At 43.8% G+C, this 26,531-nt stretch carries 27 protein-coding genes; 9 read left to right on the top strand and 18 right to left on the bottom strand.

The genetic code is table 11. The annotated features are described in order from the left end of the window. Position 1: 1 nt before the first annotated feature. The 14 genes from LROSL1_RS07555 to pdhA all read right to left on the bottom strand — a co-directional run bounded on the left by LROSL1_RS07555 (position 2) and on the right by pdhA (position 14,740). On the bottom strand, positions 2-787 hold the full coding sequence (locus LROSL1_RS07555) for a helix-hairpin-helix domain-containing protein (protein ID WP_178914228.1): 786 nt from the start codon (positions 785-787) through the stop codon (positions 2-4). A 127-nt stretch (positions 788-914) separates the two neighbouring features. After that, complete coding sequence (locus LROSL1_RS07560) at positions 915-1,955, bottom strand: SepM family pheromone-processing serine protease (RefSeq protein WP_178914229.1); 1,041 nt, start codon at positions 1,953-1,955, stop codon at positions 915-917. Positions 1,956-1,975: 20 nt separating this feature from the next. Next, positions 1,976-2,479, bottom strand: a complete 504-nt coding sequence (coaD, locus tag LROSL1_RS07565; RefSeq protein ID WP_178914230.1) for a pantetheine-phosphate adenylyltransferase — start codon at positions 2,477-2,479, stop codon at positions 1,976-1,978. After that, a complete protein-coding gene (rsmD, locus tag LROSL1_RS07570; protein WP_178914231.1) occupies positions 2,472-3,053 on the bottom strand; it encodes a 16S rRNA (guanine(966)-N(2))-methyltransferase RsmD in 582 nt (193 codons plus the stop codon). Before rsmD ends, coaD begins: the two co-directional genes overlap by 8 nt. Further along, complete coding sequence (locus LROSL1_RS07575; RefSeq protein WP_178914232.1) at positions 3,053-3,994, bottom strand: YlbG family protein; 942 nt, start codon at positions 3,992-3,994, stop codon at positions 3,053-3,055. The genes rsmD and LROSL1_RS07575 overlap by 1 nt, the downstream gene beginning before the upstream one ends. 68 nt (positions 3,995-4,062) lie before the next feature. After that, entirely contained in the window at positions 4,063-5,238 is a 1,176-nt protein-coding gene (locus LROSL1_RS07580; RefSeq protein ID WP_178914233.1) for an FtsW/RodA/SpoVE family cell cycle protein, read from the bottom strand. 304 nt (positions 5,239-5,542) lie between these two features. Next, positions 5,543-7,390: a translational GTPase TypA gene (gene typA / locus LROSL1_RS07585; RefSeq protein WP_017262038.1), complete on the bottom strand. Its 1,848-nt coding sequence runs from the start codon at positions 7,388-7,390 to the stop codon at positions 5,543-5,545. Between the two features lie 110 nt (positions 7,391-7,500). After that, positions 7,501-8,280 (bottom strand): inositol monophosphatase family protein, encoded by a 780-nt coding sequence (locus LROSL1_RS07590; protein ID WP_178914234.1) that lies wholly within the window; start codon positions 8,278-8,280, stop codon positions 7,501-7,503. A 50-nt stretch (positions 8,281-8,330) separates the two neighbouring features. Then, positions 8,331-8,609: a UPF0223 family protein gene (locus tag LROSL1_RS07595; RefSeq protein WP_178914235.1), complete on the bottom strand. Its 279-nt coding sequence runs from the start codon at positions 8,607-8,609 to the stop codon at positions 8,331-8,333. Next, positions 8,590-9,540 (bottom strand): Rossmann-fold NAD(P)-binding domain-containing protein, encoded by a 951-nt coding sequence (locus tag LROSL1_RS07600; RefSeq protein WP_178914236.1) that lies wholly within the window; start codon positions 9,538-9,540, stop codon positions 8,590-8,592. The genes LROSL1_RS07595 and LROSL1_RS07600 overlap by 20 nt, the downstream gene beginning before the upstream one ends. Positions 9,541-9,801: 261 nt before the next feature. Then, positions 9,802-11,232 (bottom strand): dihydrolipoyl dehydrogenase, encoded by a 1,431-nt coding sequence (gene lpdA / locus LROSL1_RS07605; RefSeq protein ID WP_017262042.1) that lies wholly within the window; start codon positions 11,230-11,232, stop codon positions 9,802-9,804. A gap of 7 nt (positions 11,233-11,239) precedes the next feature. Beyond that, the gene (locus LROSL1_RS07610; RefSeq protein WP_178914237.1) at positions 11,240-12,577 is read right to left on the bottom strand and encodes a 2-oxo acid dehydrogenase subunit E2; all 1,338 of its coding nucleotides are present in this window, start codon (positions 12,575-12,577) and stop codon (positions 11,240-11,242) included. A gap of 64 nt (positions 12,578-12,641) precedes the next feature. Then, positions 12,642-13,619, bottom strand: coding sequence for an alpha-ketoacid dehydrogenase subunit beta (locus LROSL1_RS07615; protein WP_017262044.1), 978 nt, complete (start codon positions 13,617-13,619; stop codon positions 12,642-12,644). 2 nt (positions 13,620-13,621) lie between these two features. Next, complete coding sequence (gene pdhA / locus LROSL1_RS07620) at positions 13,622-14,740, bottom strand: pyruvate dehydrogenase (acetyl-transferring) E1 component subunit alpha (protein WP_178914238.1); 1,119 nt, start codon at positions 14,738-14,740, stop codon at positions 13,622-13,624. Between the two features lie 558 nt (positions 14,741-15,298). Here pdhA and LROSL1_RS07625 point away from each other — a divergent pair. Together LROSL1_RS07625 and LROSL1_RS07630 are read left to right on the top strand one after the other, a co-directional pair. Further along, on the top strand, positions 15,299-15,910 hold the full coding sequence (locus tag LROSL1_RS07625) for a peptide deformylase (RefSeq protein ID WP_178914239.1): 612 nt from the start codon (positions 15,299-15,301) through the stop codon (positions 15,908-15,910). Between the two features lie 20 nt (positions 15,911-15,930). Further along, positions 15,931-16,380, top strand: a complete 450-nt coding sequence (locus LROSL1_RS07630; RefSeq protein WP_178914240.1) for a MarR family winged helix-turn-helix transcriptional regulator — start codon at positions 15,931-15,933, stop codon at positions 16,378-16,380. A gap of 99 nt (positions 16,381-16,479) precedes the next feature. On the opposite strand, the gene LROSL1_RS07635 is transcribed toward LROSL1_RS07630, so the two are convergent. Further along, positions 16,480-17,007, bottom strand: a complete 528-nt coding sequence (locus tag LROSL1_RS07635) for a hypothetical protein (RefSeq protein ID WP_178914241.1) — start codon at positions 17,005-17,007, stop codon at positions 16,480-16,482. A gap of 326 nt (positions 17,008-17,333) precedes the next feature. Between LROSL1_RS07635 and LROSL1_RS07640 the strand changes: the two genes are divergently transcribed. The 4 genes from LROSL1_RS07640 to LROSL1_RS07655 all read left to right on the top strand — a co-directional run bounded on the left by LROSL1_RS07640 (position 17,334) and on the right by LROSL1_RS07655 (position 21,523). Then, complete coding sequence (locus LROSL1_RS07640) at positions 17,334-17,546, top strand: DNA-directed RNA polymerase subunit epsilon (protein WP_017262050.1); 213 nt, start codon at positions 17,334-17,336, stop codon at positions 17,544-17,546. Positions 17,547-17,549: 3 nt separating this feature from the next. Next, positions 17,550-19,322 carry a ribonuclease J1 gene (rnjA, locus tag LROSL1_RS07645; protein WP_178914242.1) on the top strand — a complete coding sequence of 591 codons (1,773 nt, stop codon included), beginning with the start codon at positions 17,550-17,552 and terminating at the stop codon, positions 19,320-19,322. Between the two features lie 177 nt (positions 19,323-19,499). Beyond that, positions 19,500-20,468, top strand: coding sequence for a diacylglycerol/lipid kinase family protein (locus tag LROSL1_RS07650; protein WP_178914243.1), 969 nt, complete (start codon positions 19,500-19,502; stop codon positions 20,466-20,468). Positions 20,469-20,536: 68 nt separating this feature from the next. Further along, positions 20,537-21,523, top strand: coding sequence for an ADP-ribosylglycohydrolase family protein (locus LROSL1_RS07655; protein ID WP_178914244.1), 987 nt, complete (start codon positions 20,537-20,539; stop codon positions 21,521-21,523). Positions 21,524-21,595: 72 nt separating this feature from the next. Here LROSL1_RS07655 and LROSL1_RS07660 read toward each other — a convergent pair whose 3' ends face one another. The 3 genes from LROSL1_RS07660 to LROSL1_RS07670 all read right to left on the bottom strand — a co-directional run bounded on the left by LROSL1_RS07660 (position 21,596) and on the right by LROSL1_RS07670 (position 24,995). After that, the gene (locus LROSL1_RS07660; protein ID WP_017262054.1) at positions 21,596-21,778 is read right to left on the bottom strand and encodes a hypothetical protein; all 183 of its coding nucleotides are present in this window, start codon (positions 21,776-21,778) and stop codon (positions 21,596-21,598) included. Between the two features lie 388 nt (positions 21,779-22,166). Next, positions 22,167-23,675, bottom strand: coding sequence for an NlpC/P60 family protein (locus LROSL1_RS07665; RefSeq protein WP_178914245.1), 1,509 nt, complete (start codon positions 23,673-23,675; stop codon positions 22,167-22,169). 576 nt (positions 23,676-24,251) lie between these two features. Continuing rightward, positions 24,252-24,995, bottom strand: coding sequence for a glucose 1-dehydrogenase (locus LROSL1_RS07670; protein ID WP_178914246.1), 744 nt, complete (start codon positions 24,993-24,995; stop codon positions 24,252-24,254). A gap of 169 nt (positions 24,996-25,164) precedes the next feature. Here LROSL1_RS07670 and LROSL1_RS07675 point away from each other — a divergent pair, with 169 nt between their 5' ends. The 3 genes from LROSL1_RS07675 (at position 25,165) to LROSL1_RS07685 (ending at position 26,446) form a co-directional block, all read left to right on the top strand. Further along, complete coding sequence (locus LROSL1_RS07675) at positions 25,165-25,623, top strand: LytTR family DNA-binding domain-containing protein (protein ID WP_178914247.1); 459 nt, start codon at positions 25,165-25,167, stop codon at positions 25,621-25,623. A 23-nt stretch (positions 25,624-25,646) separates the two neighbouring features. Beyond that, on the top strand, positions 25,647-26,042 hold the full coding sequence (locus LROSL1_RS07680; protein ID WP_178914248.1) for a DUF3021 family protein: 396 nt from the start codon (positions 25,647-25,649) through the stop codon (positions 26,040-26,042). 140 nt (positions 26,043-26,182) lie between these two features. Beyond that, positions 26,183-26,446: a hypothetical protein gene (locus tag LROSL1_RS07685; protein WP_178914249.1), complete on the top strand. Its 264-nt coding sequence runs from the start codon at positions 26,183-26,185 to the stop codon at positions 26,444-26,446. Positions 26,447-26,531: the final 85 nt, after the last annotated feature.

Raw genomic sequence — 26,531 nt, forward strand, 5'->3', positions numbered from 1 at the left:
CTCACGACAAGCTTAAATGTGGTTTCAACTTTTGAACGGTTTTCTCACCAAATCCAGAAATTTGTTTTAAATCGTCTAATGACTTGAAGCCATTGTGTTCTGTTCTAAAGTCGATAATTTTCTGAGCCTTTTTGTCACCGACTCCTGAAATTTTCGTTAGCTGTTCTTTTGTCGCACTGTTCAATCCGATCGGTACATCGGCACCGTCACCCTCGATTGACGCCGTCCCAGCGGTGCCAGTTGCACCATTATCGCCGGCTGTGGTTGTATTTGCACCACCAGCTACACCACTTGTATTAGTCGATGGCAACGCCTCGCCATGAGTTGGAACATAAACCACCATTTGGTCATGCAATGTCTGAGCCTGATTAATTTGTTTACTATCAGCATCAGCCCTCAAACCACCCGCCCGTTCAATGGCGTTAATAACCCGCATATTGGTTTTAAAATGGTATACCCCCGGTTGATTAACAGCTCCTTTTACCTCAACCATTGATTCAGTTTGCCCAGCAAGCTTTCCTGGATTAACGGTGGTCGCACTAGTTGTTTCTAGCTTAGTTGATCGCGACGCTACCTTGGTTGTCGCATCGGCTAAACTACCAGAACTATCAGATTGAAATGCTGACTGTGATGTACCATTCATTGAATTGTTTGTGTCGCGGTGTTGATCATTCGGTTTTAATAACTGAGCGCCAATGACACCCACTGCAATCATGACAGCTAGACCGCCCAACAGCCAACCTCGATATTGTCGCCAAGCATCTTGTAATGCCTCTCGCCATTCCATGAATTATCCTCCTGTTTACTATCTGATATGGTCCATACCCATAACATACGCAAACAAGCGTTATTTGTTCGTCAAACGTAAAAAAAGTCATCAGTTTTTTCAACCGATGACTTTATATCCAAATCATTTACTTGTGTGTTTGTAAATATTTGACGGCCTGATCAAATGAGCTCACAGGAACAACTTTCATACCTGGTGCGTATTTTTTTGCCGTTTCTTTTGCCCATTGATAGTTCGTCTTGTGGCCTTCCTCATACTTCAAGACTTCCTTGCTTGGTTTTAGATATGGCGCAAAGAATATCTTGGCACCTGCCTTGTGAGCAGCCACAACTTTCTTATCAATTCCACCAATTTCACCAACGGAACCATCCGCATTAATGGTGCCAGTTCCGGCAATCTTTTGACCATGGCGTAAGTTTTGATTAGTCAATTGCTGGTAAATCTGCAAGCTAAACATCAGACCACCTGATGGACCACCAATTTGCCCAGCATTAACTTCAACCGGAATTTTGGTGCTGACCTTAACATCGTCCGTCAGTGTAATGCCGATCCCAGAACGTCCATCTGGTAGACGAATTAAACCAGCCTTCGTTGTCCGCTCTTTACCATTGTGTGTATATGTAATGGCAACTTTATCCGATAGTTTACGTTTGGCCAACGCCTTTTGATAACCAACAGAAGAATCATAATGCACACCATCAATCTTTGTAACGGTATCGCCGACCTGAATTTTGTGATAAAAGTGAGACGTTTTTAAGACATCCAAAACGTAGATCCCCAGGTATTGCCGCGTATACTGTTCATCGGCAGCTTTGTACGCCGTCGCAATGGCCTGATTAATGGCACTTTGCATGTAGAATCCCTGAACCTTGTTATAAGTCGACTGATTTTCGCCGCCAGTTACTTCTTGCTCATTATAAATTGTCGCGTGTGGATCAACGTGTGCCCACAACCAAGAAATCGGTGTCGCTTGTTGCTGGTAAACAGAGGTAATCATAAAATCACCCTTGCGCTTGTCTGGCCGCGTTGGCATCGTGACGAAATCGCGTAAGTTATCTGCCGTTCCGGGCGTTTCGATATACTGATTGAGCGGCAAAAACCGCATCACCAGAAGCCCAACGATGACGATTGCACCACCAAGCCACCAGCCCCAACGTCTCTTCTTCATTCAATTACCCCATCCAATTATTAATTCTTCTCTTGTCGTTCTTGTTGCCGCTTCTCCTGCAAATGGGTCCACACAACAGTTGGCACAAATGCCGAGACATCTCCGTCAAAATGAACGATCTCTTTCAGAATACTGGAAGAAATTTGCGCATTTTCAGGTTTTGCCAACAAAAAGACAGACTCAACATCCTCTGCTAAGGTGCGATTCATATTGGCAATATCCCGTTCATAATTAAAATCCTGATCATTACGTAACCCACGAATTAAAAAGGTCGCGTGGTGCTCATGCATAAACGTAACTGTTAATCCGCTGATTGTTTCAACACTAACATTTGGCAATCCTGCCGTGACAGCTTGAATCATACTAATTTTTTCTTCAACACTAAACAGTGGTCGCTTGCCCGTATTCGTGCCAACGGCAACAATAAGTTGATCAAACATGTGACTGGCACGCTTAATGATATCCAAATGACCGTTCGTCAGTGGATCAAAACTACCCGGAAAAACCGCAATTCGTTTACTCATCTTCGCCGGTCTCCTTTTTTAAGACTTGATATCGATACACCATCACGTCCGTAATGCCATAGTCCCGATGATGAGTTTGCGTAAATGCGCCAAAATTCTCTGGCAATTGAGCTTCCTGATTTGTTTCAGCAATTACCTGCGCCCCATCATTGAGTAATCCGTTTGCTGCCATGAAGTTGAGATTATCGATAATTTTCTGTTTTGCGTATGGTGGATCTAACAAAATTAGGTCAAATCGCTGTTCTTCAACAACCAAGCGTTTGAGCACATTGTTAGCCTCACCCTTGATAACCGTAAACTGATCTGCTGATTTTGTGACCGCAATATTTGCCTTAATGGTCTTAATTGCCTGGTACTGATGATCAACCAATACGGCCTCTGTCATACCGCGTGATACAGCTTCAATAGCCAATCCGCCCGATCCGGCAAATAAATCCAATACGCGACCACCGTCAAAATAAGGTCCAATCATACTAAACATGGCTTCTTTGACCTTGTCCGTAGTGGGGCGCGTTAACGACCCTGGAACTGCTGATAACGGTCGTCCACCAAACTCGCCTGCAACCACTCGCATTAATGTGCCTCCGTTGATTTTGTTGCCGCTGAGCCTGATTGATCAGCAGTCGTCTGGTCAGTGTCAGGGATGGCATCAGCCGCACCGTCATTTTCCGTATGGGTCACGAAATTAGCGTTAACCCCTTCGCCAACAAACGGATCAATTTCAGGCCGTTCACTGACCATTACACGCCGAACAAACGATAACTTGTTGATTGCTTGCTGATTTCGGCTAATGTCATCCTGATCCATGTAAATGACAACGTAGTGTAGCTTCTTTGAAATGTATTCAATATCACCGAATCGCCTAAGTTGCCGAACCTGACGCAAATTGCGCACAAACACATGCAACGCCTGACGAGCTTGGGGCACCAATTTTTCAGGGTCGTGATTAACAAAGGCATCAGCCAGATTAGCGCGAACGACGACCTCCTCAGATTTAGCAGGAACGTTTTGCCCGTCAGTCCTTTTTTCAGACACCGTTGTTGAATTTTTCTCATGTTGAATTTCACTCTTTGAATGATTCATCGATGAGTGCGTCGTTGTTCTGTTTCTATGGGACCGAGAAACCGTCCTTTTTTGTTCTGATTCGCGTTTTACACCATGTGAATTCGTCTTAACGAAATGTGATGCAGTAACCGTCTTTTCGGCAGTATGTACATTATCCTGTCTCGAAGGTTGGTTGGGTTTACGTTGTGAACGACGACGGCGATGCTGACCTGCCGATCGATTTTGACGGCCGTCATCACTTGCTGTTTTAACAGTTTTATCCTGTTTGGCACTAGGCCTTTGTCGCGCCTGTTTCTCTTCTTCATTAGCACGGTCATTAGGTTTATTGTTTCTTTGTTGATTTGATTTGGACCGACGACGTGGATGGTGATTATTGCGACGCGGTGCTTGTTTGTTTTTACCAGTTGAACCCTTTGAGCCGTTATTTTGATCTGCTTTTTCCTCGCTCATAATACAACCTCCTTACTTTTTATTTCGATATTTTTGTCATATAAATTAGTTTATACATAAAATTCAGCTCATTTAACAGTTGCCCTTTCAGCACGTTCAGCCAGTTGTGCGCGCTTTTCACGGGCAGAAATATTTAAGAGAATGCCCATTGACATAGACAGCACTAACATAGATGAACCACCATAACTAATAAACGGCAAAGTCACCCCAGTGATAGGCAATGCACCAACGACACCGCCGACATTAAACAATGACTGCACGGTGATGAGCGCTGCAATGCCATAACAAACTAACGATTCATACATTGTGGATGCCCGTTTGCCGATCTGGATGGCCCGCCCAGCAATTGTTCCTAACAAGGCCAGAATCCCTAGCACTGCAATAACACCCAACTCTTCACTCGTTACTGCCAAAATAAAATCAGTGTTAGGTTCTGGCAGATAGCCCATTTTCTGAATACTATTGCCCAAACCGCGACCAAACAAGCCGCCATTACTAATCGCATAGTATGAATTAACAAGCTGTCGACCAACAGTTTTAATCGTCCCAAATGGATCGATAAAGGCCACAAACCGCTGCAATTGATAATGCTTAGTCCACATTGGCGAGTTTAAGTTTGTGTGTGACAAAAAGCCTAGCATTGCCAAATAGCCAATGAACAAAACACCAACAATTTCGGTAGGCACATTGTGTTTGTTACCACTACTCAACATCATGATCAAAATAATAAACCAATCAATCGCTGCACCACCAGTGTCTGGCTGCATCAGGACTAAACCAATCATGATGGCAAACAAAATTAACGGTGCACGCATCGTATGCCAATAACGTTCTTCTAAACTAACCTGATGTGAATCCATATAGTGGGCCAAGAAAAGCACAATATAAAGTTTTAAAAACTCTTCAGGTTGAATGTTTACTGGGCCCAAATTAATCCAGCCCTTGGCCCCGTTGATCCTCGCACCGATAACCAACACGATCAGCACCAGACCGAACATGACATATGTCGCAATTTCGACGTAGGATCGCCGTCTTAACACTGATAGCCGAAGCCAATAAAAAAATGCGGCTAAGAAAAGTCCAATAATTACGTACGCGGTCTGTTTAATCAAATATCCGTTTGGGGTACTACCGTTACTGAGAGCCACATTCGCACTAGCTGAGTACACCATCACGATACCAACCAGGCTGAGAACGATGTACGGAATTAAAATATAATAATCAAGAATCTTAAACTTTTTCACATCGTTTTCCTCACAAAAAAATTCTTTTCATATTATAGCATACGCTCACGACTGCTTTACCGACAAGCCAATCATCTACGGTTTTTATTTAACATTTAACTGTGTGATGAGCATTTAGTAAGATGCTAATTGGAAACACCTCCATTGAAACCAGGATTCACCCGCGCAAAACCTCATTTTTTATATAGGATTACTAATCACAATTAGCGTTTCACAAGTCATCCCATAATGCTAAATTTTGTCAGTAGCTGTACCGTGAGATAAAAAAAGCCCTGTCACATGGACAGGGCTTTAAAAAACGAATTTAGTTGTCGCGGGCAGCAGCCTTACGACGCTTAGAAGCTTTTTCACGTGCATTTGTTTCCAAAATTTGTTTCCGCAAACGAACGTGTTCAGGTGTGATTTCACAATATTCGTCTTCGTTCAAGAATTCGAGTGATTCTTCAAGCGTCAAGTGTGTTGGCGTCTTGATTGTAGCAGTCATATCCTTGTTTGAAGAACGAACGTTAGTCATGTTCTTACCCTTGGTAACGTTGACAGAAATGTCGTTTTCACGGCTGTTCTGGCCAACAATCATACCTTCGTACACAGTGGTACCAGGATCGATGAACAATTGACCACGACCTTCAACACCCATCATGGCATACGTAGTTGCAGTACCTTGGTTAATTGAAACCAAAGTCCCGTTCCGACGGCCTGGGTTCCAGTTCTTAATAACTGGCATGTACTTGTCGAAGGTGTGGTTCATAATCCCGTAACCACGCGTCATGGATAAGAAATCAGTTGAGTAACCGATTAAACCACGTGAAGGCGCCAAGAACTCTAAGCGAGTTTGACCGTTACCAGTGTTTTCCATATTCTTCATTTCACCCTTGCGTTGAGACAAGGAGTCGATGATGGATCCGGCATATTCTTCTGGTGTGTCAATCTGAACGGCTTCAAATGGTTCTTCCATCGTACCATCGATTTCACGATAGATAACTTCTGGACGTGAAGCTTGTAATTCATAACCTTCACGACGAAGAGTTTCAATCAAAATTGATAAGTGTAGTTCACCACGACCAGAAACCATCCATGCATCTGGTTCGTCGGTGTCTTCAACACGCAATGAAACATCAGTATGCAATTCCTGCTTCAAACGTGATTCCAGCTGACGAGTTGTCACAAACTTACCTTCTTGACCAGCAAGTGGTGAGTCGTTCGTCCGGAATAACATTTGCAGAGTTGGTTCGTCAATCCGCAAAACAGGTAATGCTTCTTGGTGATCCTGTGGTGTCACAGTTTCACCAACGTTGATTTCTTCCATCCCGGAAACGGCGATCAAGTCACCAGCCTTGGCTTCGTTAACTTCAACCCGTTGCAAACCAAGGAAACCATATAAAGTCGTTACACGGAAGTTCTGTGTTGAACCGTCCAGCTTCATAACAGTAACGTTATCGCCGACTTTGATCTTCCCACGGAAAATCCGGCCAATTCCGATACGACCGACGAAATCGTTGTAGTCCAATAAAGCAACTTGGAACTGCAAAGGTTCGTCTTCGTTATCGATTGGTGCTGGGATCGTCTTTAAAATGGTATCAAAGATTGGTTTCATCGTGTGTTCTTGCGTAGACAGGTCTGAATCGTATGAAGAAGTCCCGTTCATAGCAGAAGCATAAACAACTGGGAATTCCAATTGGTCTTCATCCGCACCAAGTTCGATAAACAAATCAAGCACTTCGTCAACGACTTCTTCAGGGCGAGCACCTGGACGGTCCACCTTGTTGATGACAACGATTGGTGTCAAGTGTTGTTCCAATGCCTTTTTAAGCACAAAACGTGTCTGTGGCATAGTTCCTTCATAGGCATCCACAACCAATAACACACCATCAACCATCTTCATAACACGTTCAACTTCACCACCGAAGTCCGCGTGTCCTGGTGTATCCAAGATGTTGATCTGCTTGTCACCGTACTTAACGGCTGTGTTCTTTGACAGGATCGTGATCCCACGTTCCTGTTCGATTGCGTTCGTATCCATTGCACGATCCGCGATTTCCGTATGGGAATCCAACGTATCGGATTGCTTCAATAATTCGTTAACTAAAGTTGTTTTACCATGGTCAACGTGGGCAATGATAGCAATGTTACGAATATCGTCTCTAGTTTTCAAAGTGTAACTTCCCTTCGTTTCAAATAACTTAAAATTAATCGGTAGCGCGCGCCCTTATACAAGGCGTAAAAAAACTGTGACTCCTCGTTAACTCGTGTCACAGTCCGACATTACGCGGTTTGCATGGCAACAATATCTTTTTGTGCCTGCTTCGTAGCTACTAATACAACGCCATATGATAGCACAGTCGGCGTTTGACCGTCAACTGTGGACACTACTAAACCAAGTTCTTCTGCCAAAATTTTTCCTGTCGCAAAATCCCAAGGTCTTAAATATGAGATATAGCACACTTGCTGACCGCGTAAGACTTTAGTGAAAGCAATGCCTGCACTGCCAACGATTCGCATGCCTAAACTTGCCGCCGCAATCGCCTGCATATGATCCACATCGTGAGTAACTAGTGGACCGGACAACGCTGCCAAGCCCTCACTTAACGGTAAATTGGCAGGTGCTGTCATTTTAGCATCATTGAGCCAAACGCCTAGGCCTTTAGCGCCATGAAATAACCGGTTCCCCATGACGTCACACAACCAGGCAGCCTGACCCACACCGTCGACGTAAAGCGACAGCATTATGGCAAAATCATCCCGTTGTTTAACAAAGTTCATCGTGCCGTCCAGCGGATCAATGATCCACAGCCGCCCTTTGTCATCTTGAACGTCATCGCCAAGTCCCTCTTCGCCGAGAATGCGCGCAGTTGGATCTGACTCGCGAATATGGGCCACAAAACGTTGTTCGTTTTCTTTATCGACTTGTGTAACCAAATCACGCCGGCCAGACTTTTGTTCAACGTCTAGCGGTTCATGAAAGTGCTCTAAAATATTAGCCTTCGCCTCATCAATCCAGGCCGTAACTTGTGCATTCCACTTTTGATACGTTGCTTCTTGCATCTAATTGTTCCCTTCTACATTTTTACACTAATCATTTTTCAAAATGACGTTTACTCAATTCGTAGCCGTTTGCGAGGACTACTCTGAGCCTGTTTAATTGTCGTGTAAATACTGACGCCAGCCTGTTTTTCAAATTGCCGGTCTAACTGACGACGTTGACCTTTTGACGGCATCATTTGTGTAAATAGATCGTACGCTGCCAGTAATTTTTCCCGATCGGCACCGGTCTCATTGGCTTCCAAAACTAATTCGTATAAACGCGTGGCAACAACAATCTCTTGACGAGACCATTGGTCGTCCAACGGTAAATCAATGTTCGTCTTCATCATCGTCCTCTTCTAAGCTTCCTTTTTCAATCGCCAATGTATTATCACGAACCTGACTCCCAATTTCGTCTAATTGACGTTGCTCCAAATCAGAATAACTTACATCAACAAGTTTTGAAACCCCCGCTGCATTGACACGAACTGGCGTGCTGAGTGGTGTCACTCGTTCTTCAATAATCGTCAGCAAGTTTGTTAAAGAACCGATAAACGGACGATCGAAAAAGATTCCCTTTAAAATTTTAATTACTGATTGAGCGCGCAACGCATCGTTCGTCGAAATAGCAGTTGCATTCAGCTGTTGTTCAATCTCCCCTAATTCGGCGGCATCGAAGTCAATATCCTCATTGGCCATCAACGACAGCACCGGTGCCGGTCCGACCGTTGACCGACTCCAAGCAATCAAGTGATCGTTGGCAATTCCCACTACGTAGGCATGAAGACTATCAAGCGGCACGTTAAATGTTCGCGCTAAAGTATTGTTTAAAATCGTTGTGTGGGCTAATGTCCCAACGCCAATGCAGTTACTGACGCCAACACCGGAAAACTTCTGGGCAAAGTATGTCAACAAATCGTCATACTGACTGGCGACAATCATCTTCCCCTTAAAGCCTTGTGCCATTGCCTCACGAATAAAGTTTCGTAAACGGGGCATCACAACGCTTAATGCATCATCGCGTTCCGTTCCAGCTTCCATCTGCGCAATATCACCGAAAATAATTGCATCCGCTGTCACTAGATCAGTTTGTGTGGCAATTTTAACGTTCAAATTCGTGCAGCCTTCAGCAGCGACCTGTGTATCCGCATAAAGCTGATCAGCAGCAACATCCCCTGAATCCATAACAGCCATGCCAATTGGTAAATCCAACGCGATTAAACTGGATAACAATAATTGATTAAATCTCCCGGTCCCATATAGCACTACATTTGGCTTCATTAACAGACCATCCCTCTTGAGTCAAACGTATTAAGTACAGCAATAAATATGCGTTTGACTCAATTAATTGAAATATTAGTTTATGTTTACCATAATTTTACCCAAGCGGCTCCGAATATCAAGTAAATCAGTGCATGAGGCTGTAATTGCACTACACAATCCACAAAATTGGTGAGCACAATCAGTTATCTGCATTATTTTCCACAAAAAAAGAGACTGTTACCAGCCTCTTTTTCAGTAATGATGTGTGCATTACGCTTGTTAAATATGAGTTGGAAAACCGATTGCAATATCTGCAGCCTCTTGAATCGGTTCGCTCAAAGTTGGGTGTGGGTGAATGGTCAAAGCAACATCTTCGGCATTCATGTGTGAGTTAACGGCCAAGCTTAATTCGGCAATTAAATCACTGGCGTCTGGACCGACAACCTGCGCACCAACAAGGGTATTGTCTTCCTTAGTTGTGACCAAACGAACGAATCCGTCTGCTTGATCCATTGAAACCGCACGTGCATTCCCAGCAAATGGGAACTTGGCGGTGCTAACTTCCAAACCGGCATCCTTGGCTTCAGCTTGGGTGTAACCAACTGTGGCCAATTCAGGGTCTGCAAAACAAACAGCAGGAACACTTACATAATCGTTTGCAGTGTGGTGGCCTGCGATTGCACCAGCGGCAACCTTACCATTAAAGAAGGCTTTGTGTGCCAATGCCGGACCATTGTTCACAATATCACCAATTGCGTAGATATGCGGAGAAGCTGTCCGACCTTGATCGTCAACGTCAATGAAACCACGTTTGTCAGTCTTAACATCCGTGAATTCAAGACCAAGGTTGTCAGTGTTAGGCTTGCGACCAACAGTGACCATGCAGTAATCAGCCTTGATTGTCTGAGCCTTGCCATCAACTTCGTAAGTGACAGTCACAGAATTGTCATCCTGTTCAGACTTCTTAGCCATCGCGCTCGTAATAACGTCAACTTTATGAGCCTTCAAGTTCTTAAGAACCAGTGAAACCATGTCTTTTTCGAAGTTAGGCAGAATGGATGGCGTTCCTTCAAGGATCGTTACGTGAGCACCGAGGTTAGCGTAGGCACCAGCTAATTCGGTTCCGACATAACCACCACCAATAACAACCAGTTCCTTAGGAATTTCTGGTAAGTTCAGCCCACCAGTTGAATCGATAACCCGACCTTCAAATTTGAAGTTAGGAATCTCAACCGGCCGTGAACCTGAGGCAATGATCAAGTCTTTGAAAGCCAGTGTCCGGCCTGTGTCACGACTCATGAACTGCTTTGGTCCAGGAGCGATAACACGTAATTGGGTATCACTGTCTAATGTGGCTTCACCACGAATCACTTCAACCTTGTGCTTCTTCAGCAACATGGCAACCCCACTGGTCATCCGGTCAACAACCTTTTTTTGCTTCCATTCTTGCGTTTTAGCAAAATCGATTGTTGCTGGACCAGCCGTTGTAATGCCATAAGTTGAGGCATCGTTTGCTTCTTGTAAACGGTGGCCAGCTTGAATTAGCGCCTTTGAAGGTACACAACCGACGTTTAAACAAACACCGCCGAGCGTTTCTGATTGTTCAACCACCGTCACTTGTTGACCAAGTTCGGCTGCCCGAATAGCGGCAACGTAACCGCCGGGGCCTGCACCAATAATCACCGTGTCTTTTTGTTCTACATCAGCCATTGTTAAATCATCCCTCCATTAACAGCATGTCTGGGTCGTGCAACAATTGCTTCAACTCGTTCAATGCGCGTTGGGCAGTTGCACCATCAATCAAACGGTGGTCATAACTCAGTGACAGCTTCAACATGTTACCAACAACGATTTCACCATCGTCGCTGACATATGGTTCTTTAGCAATCTTACCAACACCAAGGATCGCAACTTCTGGGTAGTTAATAACTGGCGTAAACCAGCCACCACCGATAGAACCAACGTTACTAATGGTGATGGAACCACCGGACATCTCAGCGGCTGACAGCTTGTTGTCTTGAGCCTTCTGGGTGTTATCAGCGATTTCTTTAGCAATTTCAAACATGCCCTTGGAATCAGCATTCTTAACATTTGGTACATACAGACCATGTGGTGTGTCCGTAGCAATACCAATGTTGTAATAGTGCTTGTAAACAATTTCTTGAGTACTGTCATCAATTGACGCATTCAAGGTTGGGAAGTCCTTTAAGACGGCAACCAACGCCTTGGCAACATATGGCAAGAAGGTCAAATGAATGTCACGGTCAGCGGCAATTGCCTTGTACTTCTTCCGGTTAGCCATCAATGCAGTCACATCGACATCATCAAATGATGTTACATGTGGTGCAGTGTGCTTGGATGTAACCATTGCTTTAGCAATAGCCTTCCGTGTCATTGACATTGGTTCACGTGTTTCAAGATCAGATGTTGCGGAAACGTATGGCTTGATTGGAGCTGCGGCAGTGTCAGCAGGAGCACTCGCTGCGACAGCCGGTGCAGCAGTGGTTGCAGCTGGTGCTGCGCCATTCTTAGCGGCATCAACGTCACTCTTTAATACCTGACCATGCTTGCCGGTTGGAGCAACAATTGAAATATCAACATTGTTGTCACGAGCGTACTGACGAACCGAAGGCATTGCCAACACAAGTTTACTTGGGTTACTCAATACAGGGTTCGGGTTGGCACCGGTAGCCGGAGCGGCTGGTGCTGCAGGCGCTGGTGTGGCAGCAGGTTCTGGCGCTGGCGCAGCACTTTCAGGTGCACCAGAAGCCTCAGCTGGTGCTGCAGGCGCAGCGTCATCATCAGGTGTGTCAGGTGAACCATCATCGATCTCAACCAGTGGATCGCCAATCTTAGCAGTTTCACCTGCTTGCATAAAAATCTTTTTAACAGTACCAGCAACTGGTGATGGTAATTCTGAAACGGACTTATCGTTTTGAATTTCTACCAGGGTGTCATCTTCAGCGACCTTGTCGCCTTCCTTAACATCCCAAGCAGCAATTTCACCTTCGGCCATTCCTTCACCAAGTTCTGGCAATTTGAATTTGTAGGACATGGAATATCTTCCTTTCATCGAATTTACGGGTAACCCCGTCTGATCTGATTTTCAAACGTCAGTATCAGTATGTGAGGATTTCACGAACCTTTGCTTCAATTTCAGCGGCATCCGGAATCCAGTCGTCTTCAGCCAAAGCAAATGGATAAATGCTGTCTGGAGCGGCTACCCGTCCAATTGGGGCGTCCAATGAAAGAATGTCGTTTTCAGCGATGTCAGATACAACCGTCGCACCAACACCAGCCATCCGTTGTGCTTCTTGAACCATCACAACATGATGCGTCTTGTCGATTGACTTGAAGATTGTGTCTGTGTCAATTGGCGATAGGGAAACCAAATCGATAACTTCAACAGAAATGTTTTCCTTAGCCAGTTTGTCAGCTACCTTCAGTGCTTCATTAACCTCAGCACTGTAAGCAACAACGGTGATGTCAGTTCCTTCGCGAACCACTTTGGCAGTGTCCAACGGAACCGTGTACTTGTCATCTGGCACTTCAGCCTTCATGGAACGGTACAACTTCAAGTTTTCCATGAACAATACGGGGTCGTTGTTTTCAACAGCTGAAATAATCAAGCCTTTTGCATCGTAAGGATTGGAAGGTGTTACCACACGTAATCCAGGAACGTCAGTGAAGAAGCTTTCCAAGTTATCTGAGTGCATTTCAGCGGTGTGTGTCCCACCACCAAATGGTGTCCGAATCGTGATTGGCATATTCTTTTCACCACCGAAACGGAACCGCGTCCGCGACATTTGACCAGCAATTGAGTCAACGGCTTCGAATGTGAAACCCATAAATTGGATTTCAGGAAGTGGCCGCCAGCCAGTTGCTGCTAGCCCCATTGCCAAACCAAGAATACCTGATTCAGCCAATGGTGTATCAAATACCCGGTCTTCGCCGTACTTGTCTTGTAATCCTTGAGTGGTACGGAAAACACCACCGTTTTTACCGACATCTTCACCGAAGATTAACGTCTTGTCATCGTCGCTTAAGACCTGATCAAGTCCGTCAGTAATCGCTTGAATATAAGTTTTCGTAGCCATGATTACTTCGACTCCTTTGCTTCAAATTCGGCAATTTGTGCCTTGATGTTCGGAGTTGGTACTTCGAACGTGTTCTTTAACATTTCAACATTTGTTTGTTTAGGTTCTGCATCGGCAGCTTTCAAGTCAGCCTTGAACTGTGTCTTGCATTCGTCAACATAGTCGCTTTCCCGTTGATCGGACCAAAGCCCTTTATCTTCCAGTACCTTCCGCAAACGGATTAATGGGTCGTTATCATGCCAAGGTTTTTCTTCTTCTTTAGTACGGTAACGTGAAGGATCGTCACCGGCTGAGCTGTGGGCACCATAACGGTAAGTCAAGGTTTCAATCAATACTGGGCCATTGCCTGCCGCAGCGTATTCACGAGCAGCTTTAGCAACGGAGTAAACAGCCAAAATATCCATCCCGTCAACCTGAACAGAAGGCATCCCAGCAGCAACAGCCTTTTGAGCCAACGTTGTGGCAGCCGTTTGCTTCTTCCGTGGAACAGAAATTGCAAAGCCGTTATTTTGAATGATAGCAACTAATGGTGCTTGGAAGGCCCCAGCAAAGTTCAAGCCTTCATAAGTATCACCTTGCGAAGTCCCACCATCACCGGTGTAAACAAAGGCAACGTTGTTTTCACCGTTCTTCTTAATTCCTAAAGCAGCACCGGCAGCTTCTACGAATTGAGCACCGATAATAATTTGTGGCATCCATGCACGATACTTTGGATCATATTGATTACCCTTAACGTGACCACGTGACCATAAGAAGCCTTTTTCAACTGAACCACCGTGTTGAATCAGTTGTGGTAGGTCACGGTAAGCTGGGAACAAGAAATCCTGAGGTTCAAAAGCTGAGACACTGCCCATTTCACTGGCTTCTTCACCAGCCGTTGGAGCGTAGAACCCCAACCGACCTTGACGTGAAAAGCTCATGGTCTGCTCATGTAAAGCACGTTCCCAAACCATTTTCTTCATGAAATCAACCAATTGTTCATCACTAAAGGAGTCAAACACCTCTTGATTAACAACTTTGGCAGAACCGTCTAGAACTTGAACCATTTTGTATTCACTACCGAGATTTTCCTTAATCGCAGCAAAGTCTACAATTGGCTTAGATGAATCGTTGTTTGCCATAATGCACACATTCCTTTCTTTTTCTGATGACAGCTTCCATCCGCTCACTGTCTAAGACTTGCAACAAGCAAATGTATGCGCTTTCATCTTTCACCGACAATTGTAACGCTAGATAGAAATCGTTTGCAAGGGGTTTCATAATTGTTAAAAATCTCACAATTGTCCTTGACACAACCCATTTACTTGTGAAGTTTCTGAACATTTTTAGTGCTTTTTGTATAGCAACCAACCAATCGACCATAAAACGCTGTTACATAAACTTTTTCCCTGCTTATTAAATAGGCAATCCCGTTTTCATACTTCTTTCACGTTTCACATGCCAATATTTTTATACTTTGAAAACAATTTTAATAACTCTAAAATAAGTTTTCTTTGCGTTGGTTTTCACGAATCGTTGTTAGCTTACTTAACGGACATATCGGCCTTCAAAGGGCGAAGTATCAATACTTTGCGCTCATTTATTGACTTTCTATTTCTATTCATCTTTATGCTTAGCCGTTCCGAAATTTCTAGCGTATGGTACACTATTTGTTAGTAGTATATGAGGAGGAACAGCACGTGATATTAATGGACAACATTATTCGGGATGGTAACCCTACCTTACGTAAGTACGCTGACAAGGTAACCTTTCCGCTTAGTCAGGAATACCAACAACTTGCAAAGGACATGATGAAATATCTGGAAGTTAGTCAAAATCCGGACCTTGCTGAAAAGTACGGTCTCCGGGCAGGAGTCGGTTTAGCCGCCCCACAAGTGGACGTTTCCATTCAAATGGCAGCCGTCCTTGTACCCTCGCCTGTAGAACCAGATGATCCAGATAATCATGATGATGTCTTAAAAGCTGCCCAGGAAGCTCAAGACAACCCAGTCTTTAAGGATGTAATTATCAATCCCGTCATCGTTAGCCAATCTGTCCAGCTTGGCGCGCTGTCCGAAGGTGAAGGCTGCTTATCAGTGGATGAAGATAAACCCGGTTACGTGCCACGCGCTGACCGCATTACTTTACGCTATCAGGATGTCGACGGTAACGACCACAAAGTTCGGTTGAAGAATTATCCCGCCATTGTTTGTCAGCATGAAATTGATCATCTGCACGGTGTGTTGTTTTACGACCATATTAATAAGGAGCAACCCTTTGCGGCCGAAGAAAACACTCTGCTGATTGGCTAAGTACCTGGAGGTAAGTAATCATGGCATTTTCAGCATTAAACGATGATCTTATTGCCCAGCTAAACACCGCCTCAAGAAAATTAACAGCGTTGCTTGACGATCAATTACGACCGCTTAATCTCTCGGCAAGCAATTATTATCTCCTTTTAAAGATCGATGCCAAAACCGGTTTAACGCAGGATCAGTTGTATCGGCGGATTTACCTCAGTCCTAGCAATGTTACGCGACGATTAGATCAATTGATCAACTTAGGCTTTGTACGCAAGGTCAAGACGGCTACGGATCGACGAGCATGGCGTGTCTTGCTCACCAATGACGGGGCTCATTTGATTGACAAGATAAACGAGCAATTACAGCATGTTAATGACCTGACCTTTTCAGGTCTCAGCAGCACGGACTTAACCGCTTTGTCGACCATGTTGGATACAATCGACGACAACTTGAGTGAAAACTCGGTACATCATAATTAATGTGAACTAAAAAAATCCGTCTTGAATTAGCAATTATACTAATTCAAAACGGATTTTTGTTTCACTAGAAGTGTAAAGTTAACGTTTAAATGATGATTCTTAATGATTATCCTCGGCATTGGACGCTGGCATTTTTTCTGAAGGATTAAGTCGTTTAAGATCCTGTACATATTCAATGGTAGATTCATTCATTAAATAGGCTACATCAATGTGCAACTGCCCCTCAAATAACCACAAATCAGTCACAACAAACGTGGGGTGACTCGTCGATAACCGTTTGACATGATTTTTAACTGCATACTCGCCCAGCGCATTGTTTAATGGGCGCCTTAAAGTTGGCAGTTGATCCGCTTGCAAATTATCAGCGGTGATACTGAATTCAAAAGCCATCACGCCGCGACCCCACACGTCAGCCACAGTGTCAGACGCCGTAAAATGATTTTGGTTTTGACTCAAGGTGTGTTCGTCAGCCAACTGATTCAACGCACTCTTCATGGCGCTTTCTGTCGTCGCCTGAGCATCGTTACGAACAATGCTTGTCGCCCGGCGAATAATCAAGCGATGAATATAATGATAAATTAAATATGCGAAGATAATTCCTATAATAATGATTAGTGCCAGTTTCATTCAGAACCCCTCCGTTTCTACACTTAATTTTACCATATCTTCTCGTCAGTAACCGCTAGCTGACGGCAAAACAATCGGTGTTTTCTGGAAATGATCCCTTATGCTAGCAAGTAACTCTGTAAATGGGGTCTGAATACACTGGCAGTGCGTCGTGTGAGTGTACATCGACCGCCGGCTATGGTAATATTGAACTCAAATGTTGTGTTCGCGCAACCGCTGTTCGGGAGAAAACACCTTAATTTTTCGTTTGTTAACCGCCTCGCTTAGGTGTGACGGTTCTGTTTTTCATACAATAAAAATTCATTATATATAGGAGATTTTTACACATGATTTTCAAAGTTTATTATCAAGAATCAAAAGTTCGTAACCCTAAACGGGAAGACACTCACTCATTATACATTGAGGCTGATAATGAAGCCGAAGCAATGAGCACCGTTGAAGCTAACACTGAGTACAATGTTGAATATTTGGAACCACTTGAAGGCAACGCTTTGGAATACGAGCAAAAAGGCGCCAACTACAAGTTAACGGAGTTTTAGCTTATGGCAAAACTCAATATTAAAAATAACGAAACCGCAGTTTACGCAGTTGGTGGATTAGGCGAAATTGGGAAAAACACTTATGGTGTCCAGTTTCAGGATGAAATCATTATGATTGATGCCGGCATTAAGTTCCCCGAAGACGAATTGCTGGGAATTGATTACGTGATTCCGGACTACTCTTACCTTAAACAAAACGAATCCAAAATTAAGGCGCTTGTCATCACCCACGGACACGAAGACCACATCGGTGGTATTCCATTTTTACTCCAACAAATTCATGTACCAATCTATGCAGGTCCACTTCCAATGGCACTCATTAAAAACAAATTGGAAGAACACGGCTTGCTGGAAACAACTGAACTGCACGAAATCGATGAGGACACTGTGCTGAAGTTCAGAAAGACGAGTGTTTCGTTCTTCAGAACCACCCACAGTATTCCCGATACTCTTGGTGTCGCAGTTAAGACTCCTTCTGGTACGATTGTTCAAACTGGTGACTTTAAGTTTGACCTCACGCCAATCAACACGCCTGCACCGAACTTGCAAAAAATGGCGAAGCTTGGCGAAGAAGGTGTCTTGTGTCTTCTTTCTGACTCAACGAATGCCGAACGGCCAGAATTTACTAAGTCTGAACGCTGGGTCAGCCACTCAATCCACAAGTTGTTTGACAAAATTGATGGTCGAATCATTTTCGCCACTTTCGCATCAAACATTTCACGTATTGAACAAGCTGCCGAAGCGGCCATTGAACATCATCGGAAAATCGCCGTATTTGGTCGATCAATGGAAGCAGCCCTAGTTAATGGTCGTGAACTCGGCTACCTTAATATCCCTGATGACGTCTTGGTTGATGCTTCCGAGCTTCGCAATATTCCAGCGAATGAAACACTGATTTTATGTACTGGCTCTCAAGGTGAACCAATGGCCGCCCTATCACGGATTGCTAACGGTACCCACCGACAGATTTCGATTCAACCAAACGATACAGTCATCTTTTCTAGTAACCCAATTCCTGGTAACACAACTAGTGTTAACCGGGTCATTAACGAACTAGAAGAAGCTGGTGCTGAAGTTATTCATGGTGCTGTTAACAACATCCATACTTCAGGACATGGTGGTCAGGTTGATCAGGAGTTAATGCTTCGATTAATCAAGCCAAAGTACTTCATGCCAATCCATGGTGAGTACAGAATGCAGAAGATCCATACACAACTTGCACAATTATGTGATGTTCCAGAAGATCACACGTTTATTCTGCAAAACGGGGATGTATTGGCCCTCACCGCTGATTCTGCCCGTGTCGCTGGTCATTTCAACGCTGGCGATGTGTATGTAGATGGCAATGGTGTCGGTGACATTGGCAACGTCGTCTTACATGACCGTCAGATGTTGTCCGAAGAAGGATTAGTTGTCGTTGTTGCGACAATTGATCTTAAAAACAAGGAAATTCAGGCCGGCCCTGACCTTCTCAGTCGTGGTTTTGTCTACATGCGTGAATCTGGTGACATGATTAATGAAGGTCGTCGTCGGGTGTTCCGTACCATTCGTCGCGCAATGCGTGATGACAATGCAACAGAAGCCTCGATTCGAACAGCCATCATCGACGACTTGCAAAGTTTCTTGTATGAGAAGACTGAACGTCATCCGATGATTCTGCCAGAATTGATTATGACTAGCACAAATGCACCTCACAAAAAGCCTGCCACACATCGTAATTCACCAGCACGGCGCGAAGTTAATGCCAAAGCTGAAACACAAGCCACAAACGAATAATAATCAACACGATGCAAAAAATCGTTGATTGCTGCCGGTTCTTCATCAGAGGAACCGGTTTTCTTATGCACAATGTTCTTTAAGAAACCTTAAACAACTACTAATGGTTCCACCTCATCCGTCGCTCATTTCGTATACTGAATAAAGAGAAAGTGTTTCATATTGAGAGGAACTGTTATGACCCGTCACCTTTACGTCATTTTAAACCGTCACGCTGGCCGCGGTTACGCAAACAATGTTTGGCAAACGATTCAACCACAGCTGGATCAACTGGGAATTGAATATCAAATGAATGAAACAAAATATGCTGAGCATGCGATTCTTCTTGCTGAACAGTACGCGAAACATCATGCAAATGTCCCTATGGGTTCACATATTGTTTTGGTCGTTGGCGGTGATGGTACTCTCAATCAAGCACTAAATGGGCTAAAAAAGGTCGATGTAGCCGTTCCCTTGCCGCTAGCGTACATCCCTGCCGGTTCTGGCAATGATTTTGCACGAGGCGCACAGGTATCCCGCAACGCTTCAAACGCGCTCAAACAGATTCTAACAGCCACTGAGCCGGAAATGTTGGACATCGGTCATTATGATGAAACAACCCAACATGAACAACGTTACTTCGTTAATAATGTTGGTATTGGTTTCGATGCCGCAATTGTTAGTGCTGCGAATCACAGTACTAAAAAGGGCTTGCTCAACCGTTTACACTTAGGCAACCTGGCCTATATTGGACAACTCATCAAGGTGCTAGGACAGCAAAGTGCCTTTCCTGTTACGGTTCATGTTGGTAACCGTCGTGATATTTTTGACAATGGTTTCTTGGTAACAACAAGCAACCACCCTTACTTCGGTGGTGGTGTTCCCATTTTGCCTATCGCAAACGTTCATGATCGAAAACTATCGCTCATTATCGCGGAAAAAATGATTCTACCAAAATTCATTTTTTTGTTTATCATGATGGCTTTTGGGCGTCATCTGAATTTTAAAAATGTTCATCATTATCAGGCCGAGCATTTGCATCTGACAATATCGTCTTTAGAATACGGTCAGGTTGACGGTGAAGAAATGGGGAATCGTTTCTTTGATATTTATCTCTCTGTTGAACAATATCCATTTTGGTTTGCCCCTATCCGACATGCAAAGTAGTGTAGCTAAATTTTCTTCTCATTTATTTCATCATGAAAAGTCTTACTAATCTCAGAGGAGTCTTGCACATGAACCATACATCAGCAGCATTAACCGCAGGCATTTACGGTATCGCTATCGGTGACGCCCTTGGTCAGTCAACACAATTTAAAAGTTACGAAAAGTTGCAACAAAATCCAGTACATGAAATGCTTATGGGTGCCTATCAAACATTGCCCGGTACCTGGTCGGACGATACTAGCATGACGCTTGCTACCCTAGCTGCAATTGCAGCTAACGCAACTGACACCGCTATTCCATTAGAGCCAGTCATGAATAACTTCATAGCTTGGTTAAACGATGCAGATTTCACCCCTGCTCATGAAACTTTTGATGTCGGTAACGGAACTCGCCAAGCACTACGTCATTACAGTGAAACACATGACCCTAGAGACGCGGGTAGCGCCGATGTCAAAAACAACGGTAATGGTGCGCTTATGCGTATGTTACCAGTCGCACTATGGGCTATTCATCAATTGGACAAGGGTCAAACATTAGTAAACCGGCCGGAGCTAGTTGATCAAATTATCGGAGTTGCTGAACTAACACATCGCCATGCTCGTTCAACTGTCGCCTGCTTACTTTACTCTGCGCTCTTAACACGGCTTATAGAATCAACTGGTTGGACCAATCGGTTTCTCACTCAAGCGGTCCAAGATGTGCAGCAAATCGTCCAGAACCGTACGGAGTTAGCCGGCGAGCTGCCCCAGTACAATCGTCTTCTTGATCCTGCTTTCTATAAGCTGGCTGCCGCTCAGCTTAACACCAGCGGCTATGTCGTTGATACTACAGAAAGCGTCTGGTGGTTACTCAACCGCTTTACGGATTATCATGATCTTGTTCTGAACGCCATCAATCTTGGTGGTGACACAGACACCATCGCAAGCATCGCTGGTGGCCTTGCAGCAATTAGGGGTGGCCTGACGTCACTGCCACGAGACTGGCAGGATGAATTGCTGGGTCGTAACGTAATTGCTAATACAATCCATGATGCACTTCGATCCGGCAAGTACTGAAAACTTAATTAAAGCAACAAAAAGGATGACCGCCAAAAAATCTGGCGATCACCCTTTTTGTTTGATTACATATTAATCTTCAGCAGCGTCCATGGCCTCGAGAATTGCATCCAGTTGGTCACACTTACCCCTGAGGGAATCGATCTGATCATGCGATGCCATCCGATGTGTTGACGCGCTCGATTCATCTTGGAGTTCCGCTAATTCATGTGTAGCTTCGCGGTATTCTTCAAGAATCTCTAACTTGTTACTCATCTTTAACACTCCATTTCATACTATAGGTCGACGACCCAGATTATGACGGTAGCAATTAAAGCTCCTTCAAATTCATAAGTGACTATAACACCTTTCAGCCAAACTGTGAATACTTTTGACCAAGGATTTTTTGTGTCATTTTTGAAGTATTTCAACGTTCATTTTAAATTATTTTTTTCTTTTATAGTGTATATGGCAATATTCGATTTTGACGGGGTTTGTATCTGTATGGAAACGGGTCTAAATTTTCATTTGTAAAACGTTCAACTTGCTTTAGAATTATTTTGTTTCCAAAATGTCATATTTCGATAATCGGTTAAGTGTCATACAAATTAGCCGGAAACACTTACAACAGTCTATTTCGTCATCGTTGAACTATCCAAACATCTTACTGACGCAAACTCCCTGAGAAACTCGGCATAAAGGTTTGACCATCCATCGTGTACGTTTGAACGTTCTTTCCTGGTTCAGGTGCTGCGATGTACTGACTATCACCAATTGCAATGGCATTGTGATATGTCGCACCCTGCGGTCCCCAAAACAAAACGTCACCTGGTTGGGCTGCATTAACAGGTTGAGCGTTAAAATATGCTTCTTGCGCTACAGTATTATGTGGCAACGAAACACCGGCTGATGCGTAGGCCTGTTGAACAAGTCCTGAACAATCAGCACCTTGAGTCGACGCACCGCCCCAAACGTATGGCACTTGTTGATTCTGATAATCAACAGCAGTCTGGACAACTTTTGTCCGTGTTGACTGATCAGCCGTGTAATTTGGCTGAGATGGTGTTGGTGCCGCACTAACCGTTGCGGTGGCGGCTTGTGACGTAGTTGACTGGGTTGGCTCATTCGTTTGGGTAGACGTCGATGCTTGGGCAGATGCTGACGAAGCAGGCACCGCTTGTGAAGAAATAGAATTTGTCTGCTTAATTGTCGCATTCGATGTTACGACGTTTGAAACATCACTATTAGATTGACTCTTCAACTGCATAGTCGAACTGGAGACAGACGTTGCAACACTGCTGGTCGCTACTTTTGAGGAGCTCAACGTCGCGGTCTGTGTTGAAGTAGCAGTTGAACTAACGTGAGATGTTCCCGTTTTGTCTGCTGCCAAGGTTGAGATGCCATTGTTAGTCGTGACAGCCTTAGTCTGCTGGCTTGTAGGTGCTATAGATGTCGTGGCTTTACTTTTACTTGCAGACACCGCTGAAACTGCAACAGTAGCAGATGTCGCAGCAGAAGTAACAACGGTTGAATTCAAACCGTCTGCACTATCATTAGCAATTTTATCCGTGGAAGTTGCCTTAACATCACTTTGCACGACGGTATCATCTTTTGTCTGATCACCTTTACTATCAACTGCAGAAACAAGGTTGACTGTCTTAAGAGCCTCTTCAGTTTCAATCGGTGCAGCCGAAGCAGTCGTTGCCGATGCTTCACTACTTGAATTTTGCGGCTCCTCTAAGGACAGCTTCTGACCAACATGAATAATAGAACTAGTGAGTTGGTTATTGGCCATCAATTCACCAACAGTGGTATCCTTTGCGGCCGCAATCGACCATAAACTGTCCCCGGTTTTGACTGCATATGTATGCTGTGGCGACGTTTGAACGTTGACGGTGCGCAAAACTGGTTGCATAGTTTGAACCTTAACGTTATCCAGTGCACCATTATGTCCCGTATAAATGACAGAGGTTTGACGATCAGCACCGTCCTTAACCTTATTTAGGGTTTCTATCGATTGTAGTGACACATGTGTGTGTCGCGTATAACCTGACGGTGCGTCGTTTTTCTGCGCTTTAATTTGTGATGCAAATACTGATGATCCACCAGCTGCTAAAATGGCACTAACGGCCCCAATGGCAGCCAGAACACGATTACTTTGCTCTGTTCCCATTCTCAGCACTTCCCATGTTTTCTGAATTATGCTTAAAACATTAAGAAAAGTTTAAGCATGTCATATGTGTAGTATAACAGCCCTTTAACCAAACGGAAACCTCAATTTTAAATGAATTGAAAATAAAAATGTGGCAGTCAATAATGGGCATTATGCAGAACTATTATAGTTAGTGCACCACCTTTGAAAATGCATATTGTTACATACATATAAAAGTAAGATCTGACAATTGTGCCCTCTGCCACTACGCTTAAAATGTCTATTTCTTCTTGCGCAGCGGCACTTAAATATTTAGCAACCATGTCAATTATCTAAAGTGGTCTACCTAACTCAAAAACAGCAATTGCATCATACAACATCCGTTTTATAGGCACAATTAACACATTTACACAATCTGTGGTCAAGACCACGGAAAGAAGTTATTATCAACAGCTTCATTATCAACATTGGCATTAACAAAATTCGTTAATCTCAATGTTCAATGCATTGGTATTATTCACGTTTAAATTACAGTTACACCAAAAAAACGCCCCCCTAATTTTTTAGAGAGCGCTTAATTGGTCTACTTTAATAAACTCAGGCGTTTTGCCCACCGTCAATTGTAAATTCAGCACCAGTAGCATACTTCGATTCATCAGAGCCTAGGAAAACACAGATATTAGCAATGTCTGACGGCTGGCCCATTTCTCCAATTGGAATTGTTTTAACAACAGAATCACGAACCTCATCCGGAATAATTGCTGTGTCAACCCAACCTGGATGAACAGAATTGATTCGAACTTTCAGTCCTTCATGGGCTGCAGATAGAGCAGCCGCCTTGGTCAACAACCGCGTGCCACCCTTACTTGAAGAGTAAGCAGCGGCCATTGGTAACCCACGAAGACCGGCGATTGAGGAAATGTTGATGATTGAACCTGCACCACCATTCTTCTTCATCGCCTGAATACCGTATTTAACACCTAGGAAATTCCCGGTAAGGTTTACGTCGATCACTTGCTGCCAGTCAGCTAATGATAAGTCTTCAACAGGGCCATTCTTACCGCCAATACCGGCATTATTAACGACAATGTCAACTTTTCCGAAGTTATCTTCAGCCGCTGAGATAACTTTTTTCCAATCATCCTCTTTGACCACATTTTGCTGAACAAACAAGCCTGCGTCACCTAATTTACTGGCAACCTTTTGTCCGCCATCAACATTATGATCTGCGGTAACAACAACTTTGGCCCCTTCTTTAACAAAGGCCTCCGCAATGGCTTGACCAATTCCTGCGGCGGCACCTGTAACAATGGCGACCTTACCTGATAAACGCTCTGACATAATCTTTCCTCCTAGTAATTGATAACATCATTCTATGCCCAGGTAAGGCAAAATGCACATTTTTGAACTTCAATACCACTTTCGCCACATTTCCAACCATTCACGCGCAAATCATTGTTTTTAAGCCGCTCGTTTAATAAGCTTAGTTCATCAAATAGAGGTGATTCATATGAAAGTCACATATAAACAAATTGATCAATCCGACACTTCCGTTGTCGTTTATGCCCGAGCACAAACGGACAGTGTCACTAACTTGATTGGCTACATTACCGAGTATAACGAAGGTGACAATCAAATCGTGATTCACGAAAACGGTCGGATGAGCATTATTCAGATTCCAGAGATCATCACAGTTGAAGTTCAGAATAAGGACCTGACGATCACGACAACGAGCAATATTTTCCATGTTCGTGGCGCCCTATCAAAAATGATGGAAAAACTCACACAACATTCTTTTGCCTTAGTCTCGCAGTCTGCGACCATCAACTTAAGGTACTTGGACTCATTGGTAGCTTCTTTTTCTGGAACAATGACGGCACATTTAAAAAACGGTCAGCAAGTCGCTGTTTCTCGGCGGTTTGTCCCCTTATTACGCCAACGCATTAAAACATTGCAAACACAAAAGTAAATAACAGTTTTGGGGGTTATATCATGGCACAAAAAATGACGAGTTTATTCAAAAGCTTTCTCACGTCTTTTTCAATTGGCAATTTTTTTATCGTCTTAAACCTATTGATTTCACGAATACCGCACATTCATCAATTGATTATTGAGGTTTGGCTATTTTGTCTAAGCCTCACGTTTATCAATCTACTACAGTGGTTGTCGATCAAACCAGTGATTAAATATGCGTTGATTATTGTGTTTACATCAATTATCTATCTGATCTTTGCCGGCATCTTTCACTGGATGCCATTGACGACGGTTAGCATTTCACTCACATTTGTTGGCTTTGCCACTTGGTATATTGTGTCGTGGCTCGGATACTGGCTGTATTCGCGCTGGTTAGCTAATAGCGTGAATCACGACTTAAAAGCGCAACAGTGATTTTCTACCATAAAAAAGTTATTATCCGGCGTCAGATTTATAACGAATGGAGAATAACAGATGATTGCTTTTGAATGCCAACAGCATTAAATTAATAATATAATTAGTTTTATCAAAAAAACACGTCTGGAGGTCTGATCATGTCAGATAAAAATAATGCTGAAAAAGCTATTGATTCGACGCCAACAGGAGCGGGTACCACTTTAGGAGCGCAGCAAGGCGTACACGCAGAACATAATACAACCGTTCAGCTTATCGCATTATGGATTGTTATTATCACATTGATTGGTGTATTGATTGCTGCTGTGTTCGGTGCTTTTGCAGTTATGAACATAATGTTGGGCCTAGCAGTGCTTAGCGGCATTGTTTACGGTTTAACCGAATGGCGATTAGGCAAAGGATAAGCCTATTTATCAGCGTTTTGTTATTGACAACTATAAAAGGACACAGATCAAGCGATTACAATAATCGTCATTTGATCTGTGTCCT

The sequence above is a fragment of the Furfurilactobacillus rossiae genome (genome assembly GCF_013394005.1).
Lineage (GTDB): Bacteria > Bacillota > Bacilli > Lactobacillales > Lactobacillaceae > Furfurilactobacillus > Furfurilactobacillus rossiae.

Bases quoted from the DNA above. Each gene is read 5' to 3' on its own strand.
- coaD (WP_178914230.1), bottom strand. From the start codon at position 2,479: ATGAGTAAACGAATTGCGGTTTTTCCGGGTAGTTTTGATCCACTGACG.
- LROSL1_RS07595 (WP_178914235.1), bottom strand. From the start codon at position 8,609: ATGATGAAGACGAACATTGATTTACCGTTGGACGACCAATGGTCTCGT.
- LROSL1_RS07615 (WP_017262044.1), bottom strand. From the start codon at position 13,619: ATGGCTACGAAAACTTATATTCAAGCGATTACTGACGGACTTGATCAG.
- lpdA (WP_017262042.1), bottom strand. From the start codon at position 11,232: ATGGCTGATGTAGAACAAAAAGACACGGTGATTATTGGTGCAGGCCCC.
- LROSL1_RS07685 (WP_178914249.1), top strand. From the start codon at position 26,183: ATGTCAGATAAAAATAATGCTGAAAAAGCTATTGATTCGACGCCAACA.
- LROSL1_RS07630 (WP_178914240.1), top strand. From the start codon at position 15,931: ATGGCATTTTCAGCATTAAACGATGATCTTATTGCCCAGCTAAACACC.
- LROSL1_RS07610 (WP_178914237.1), bottom strand. From the start codon at position 12,577: ATGTCCTACAAATTCAAATTGCCAGAACTTGGTGAAGGAATGGCCGAA.
- rsmD (WP_178914231.1), bottom strand. From the start codon at position 3,053: ATGCGAGTGGTTGCAGGCGAGTTTGGTGGACGACCGTTATCAGCAGTT.
- LROSL1_RS07675 (WP_178914247.1), top strand. From the start codon at position 25,165: ATGAAAGTCACATATAAACAAATTGATCAATCCGACACTTCCGTTGTC.
- LROSL1_RS07590 (WP_178914234.1), bottom strand. From the start codon at position 8,280: ATGCAAGAAGCAACGTATCAAAAGTGGAATGCACAAGTTACGGCCTGG.
- LROSL1_RS07680 (WP_178914248.1), top strand. From the start codon at position 25,647: ATGGCACAAAAAATGACGAGTTTATTCAAAAGCTTTCTCACGTCTTTT.
- pdhA (WP_178914238.1), bottom strand. From the start codon at position 14,740: ATGGCAAACAACGATTCATCTAAGCCAATTGTAGACTTTGCTGCGATT.
- LROSL1_RS07665 (WP_178914245.1), bottom strand. From the start codon at position 23,675: ATGGGAACAGAGCAAAGTAATCGTGTTCTGGCTGCCATTGGGGCCGTT.
- LROSL1_RS07575 (WP_178914232.1), bottom strand. From the start codon at position 3,994: ATGAGCGAGGAAAAAGCAGATCAAAATAACGGCTCAAAGGGTTCAACT.
- LROSL1_RS07655 (WP_178914244.1), top strand. From the start codon at position 20,537: ATGAACCATACATCAGCAGCATTAACCGCAGGCATTTACGGTATCGCT.
- LROSL1_RS07560 (WP_178914229.1), bottom strand. From the start codon at position 1,955: ATGAAGAAGAGACGTTGGGGCTGGTGGCTTGGTGGTGCAATCGTCATC.
- LROSL1_RS07635 (WP_178914241.1), bottom strand. From the start codon at position 17,007: ATGAAACTGGCACTAATCATTATTATAGGAATTATCTTCGCATATTTA.
- LROSL1_RS07660 (WP_017262054.1), bottom strand. From the start codon at position 21,778: ATGAGTAACAAGTTAGAGATTCTTGAAGAATACCGCGAAGCTACACAT.
- LROSL1_RS07650 (WP_178914243.1), top strand. From the start codon at position 19,500: ATGACCCGTCACCTTTACGTCATTTTAAACCGTCACGCTGGCCGCGGT.
- LROSL1_RS07600 (WP_178914236.1), bottom strand. From the start codon at position 9,540: ATGAAGCCAAATGTAGTGCTATATGGGACCGGGAGATTTAATCAATTA.
- LROSL1_RS07670 (WP_178914246.1), bottom strand. From the start codon at position 24,995: ATGTCAGAGCGTTTATCAGGTAAGGTCGCCATTGTTACAGGTGCCGCC.
- rnjA (WP_178914242.1), top strand. From the start codon at position 17,550: ATGGCAAAACTCAATATTAAAAATAACGAAACCGCAGTTTACGCAGTT.
- LROSL1_RS07640 (WP_017262050.1), top strand. From the start codon at position 17,334: ATGATTTTCAAAGTTTATTATCAAGAATCAAAAGTTCGTAACCCTAAA.
- LROSL1_RS07555 (WP_178914228.1), bottom strand. From the start codon at position 787: ATGGAATGGCGAGAGGCATTACAAGATGCTTGGCGACAATATCGAGGT.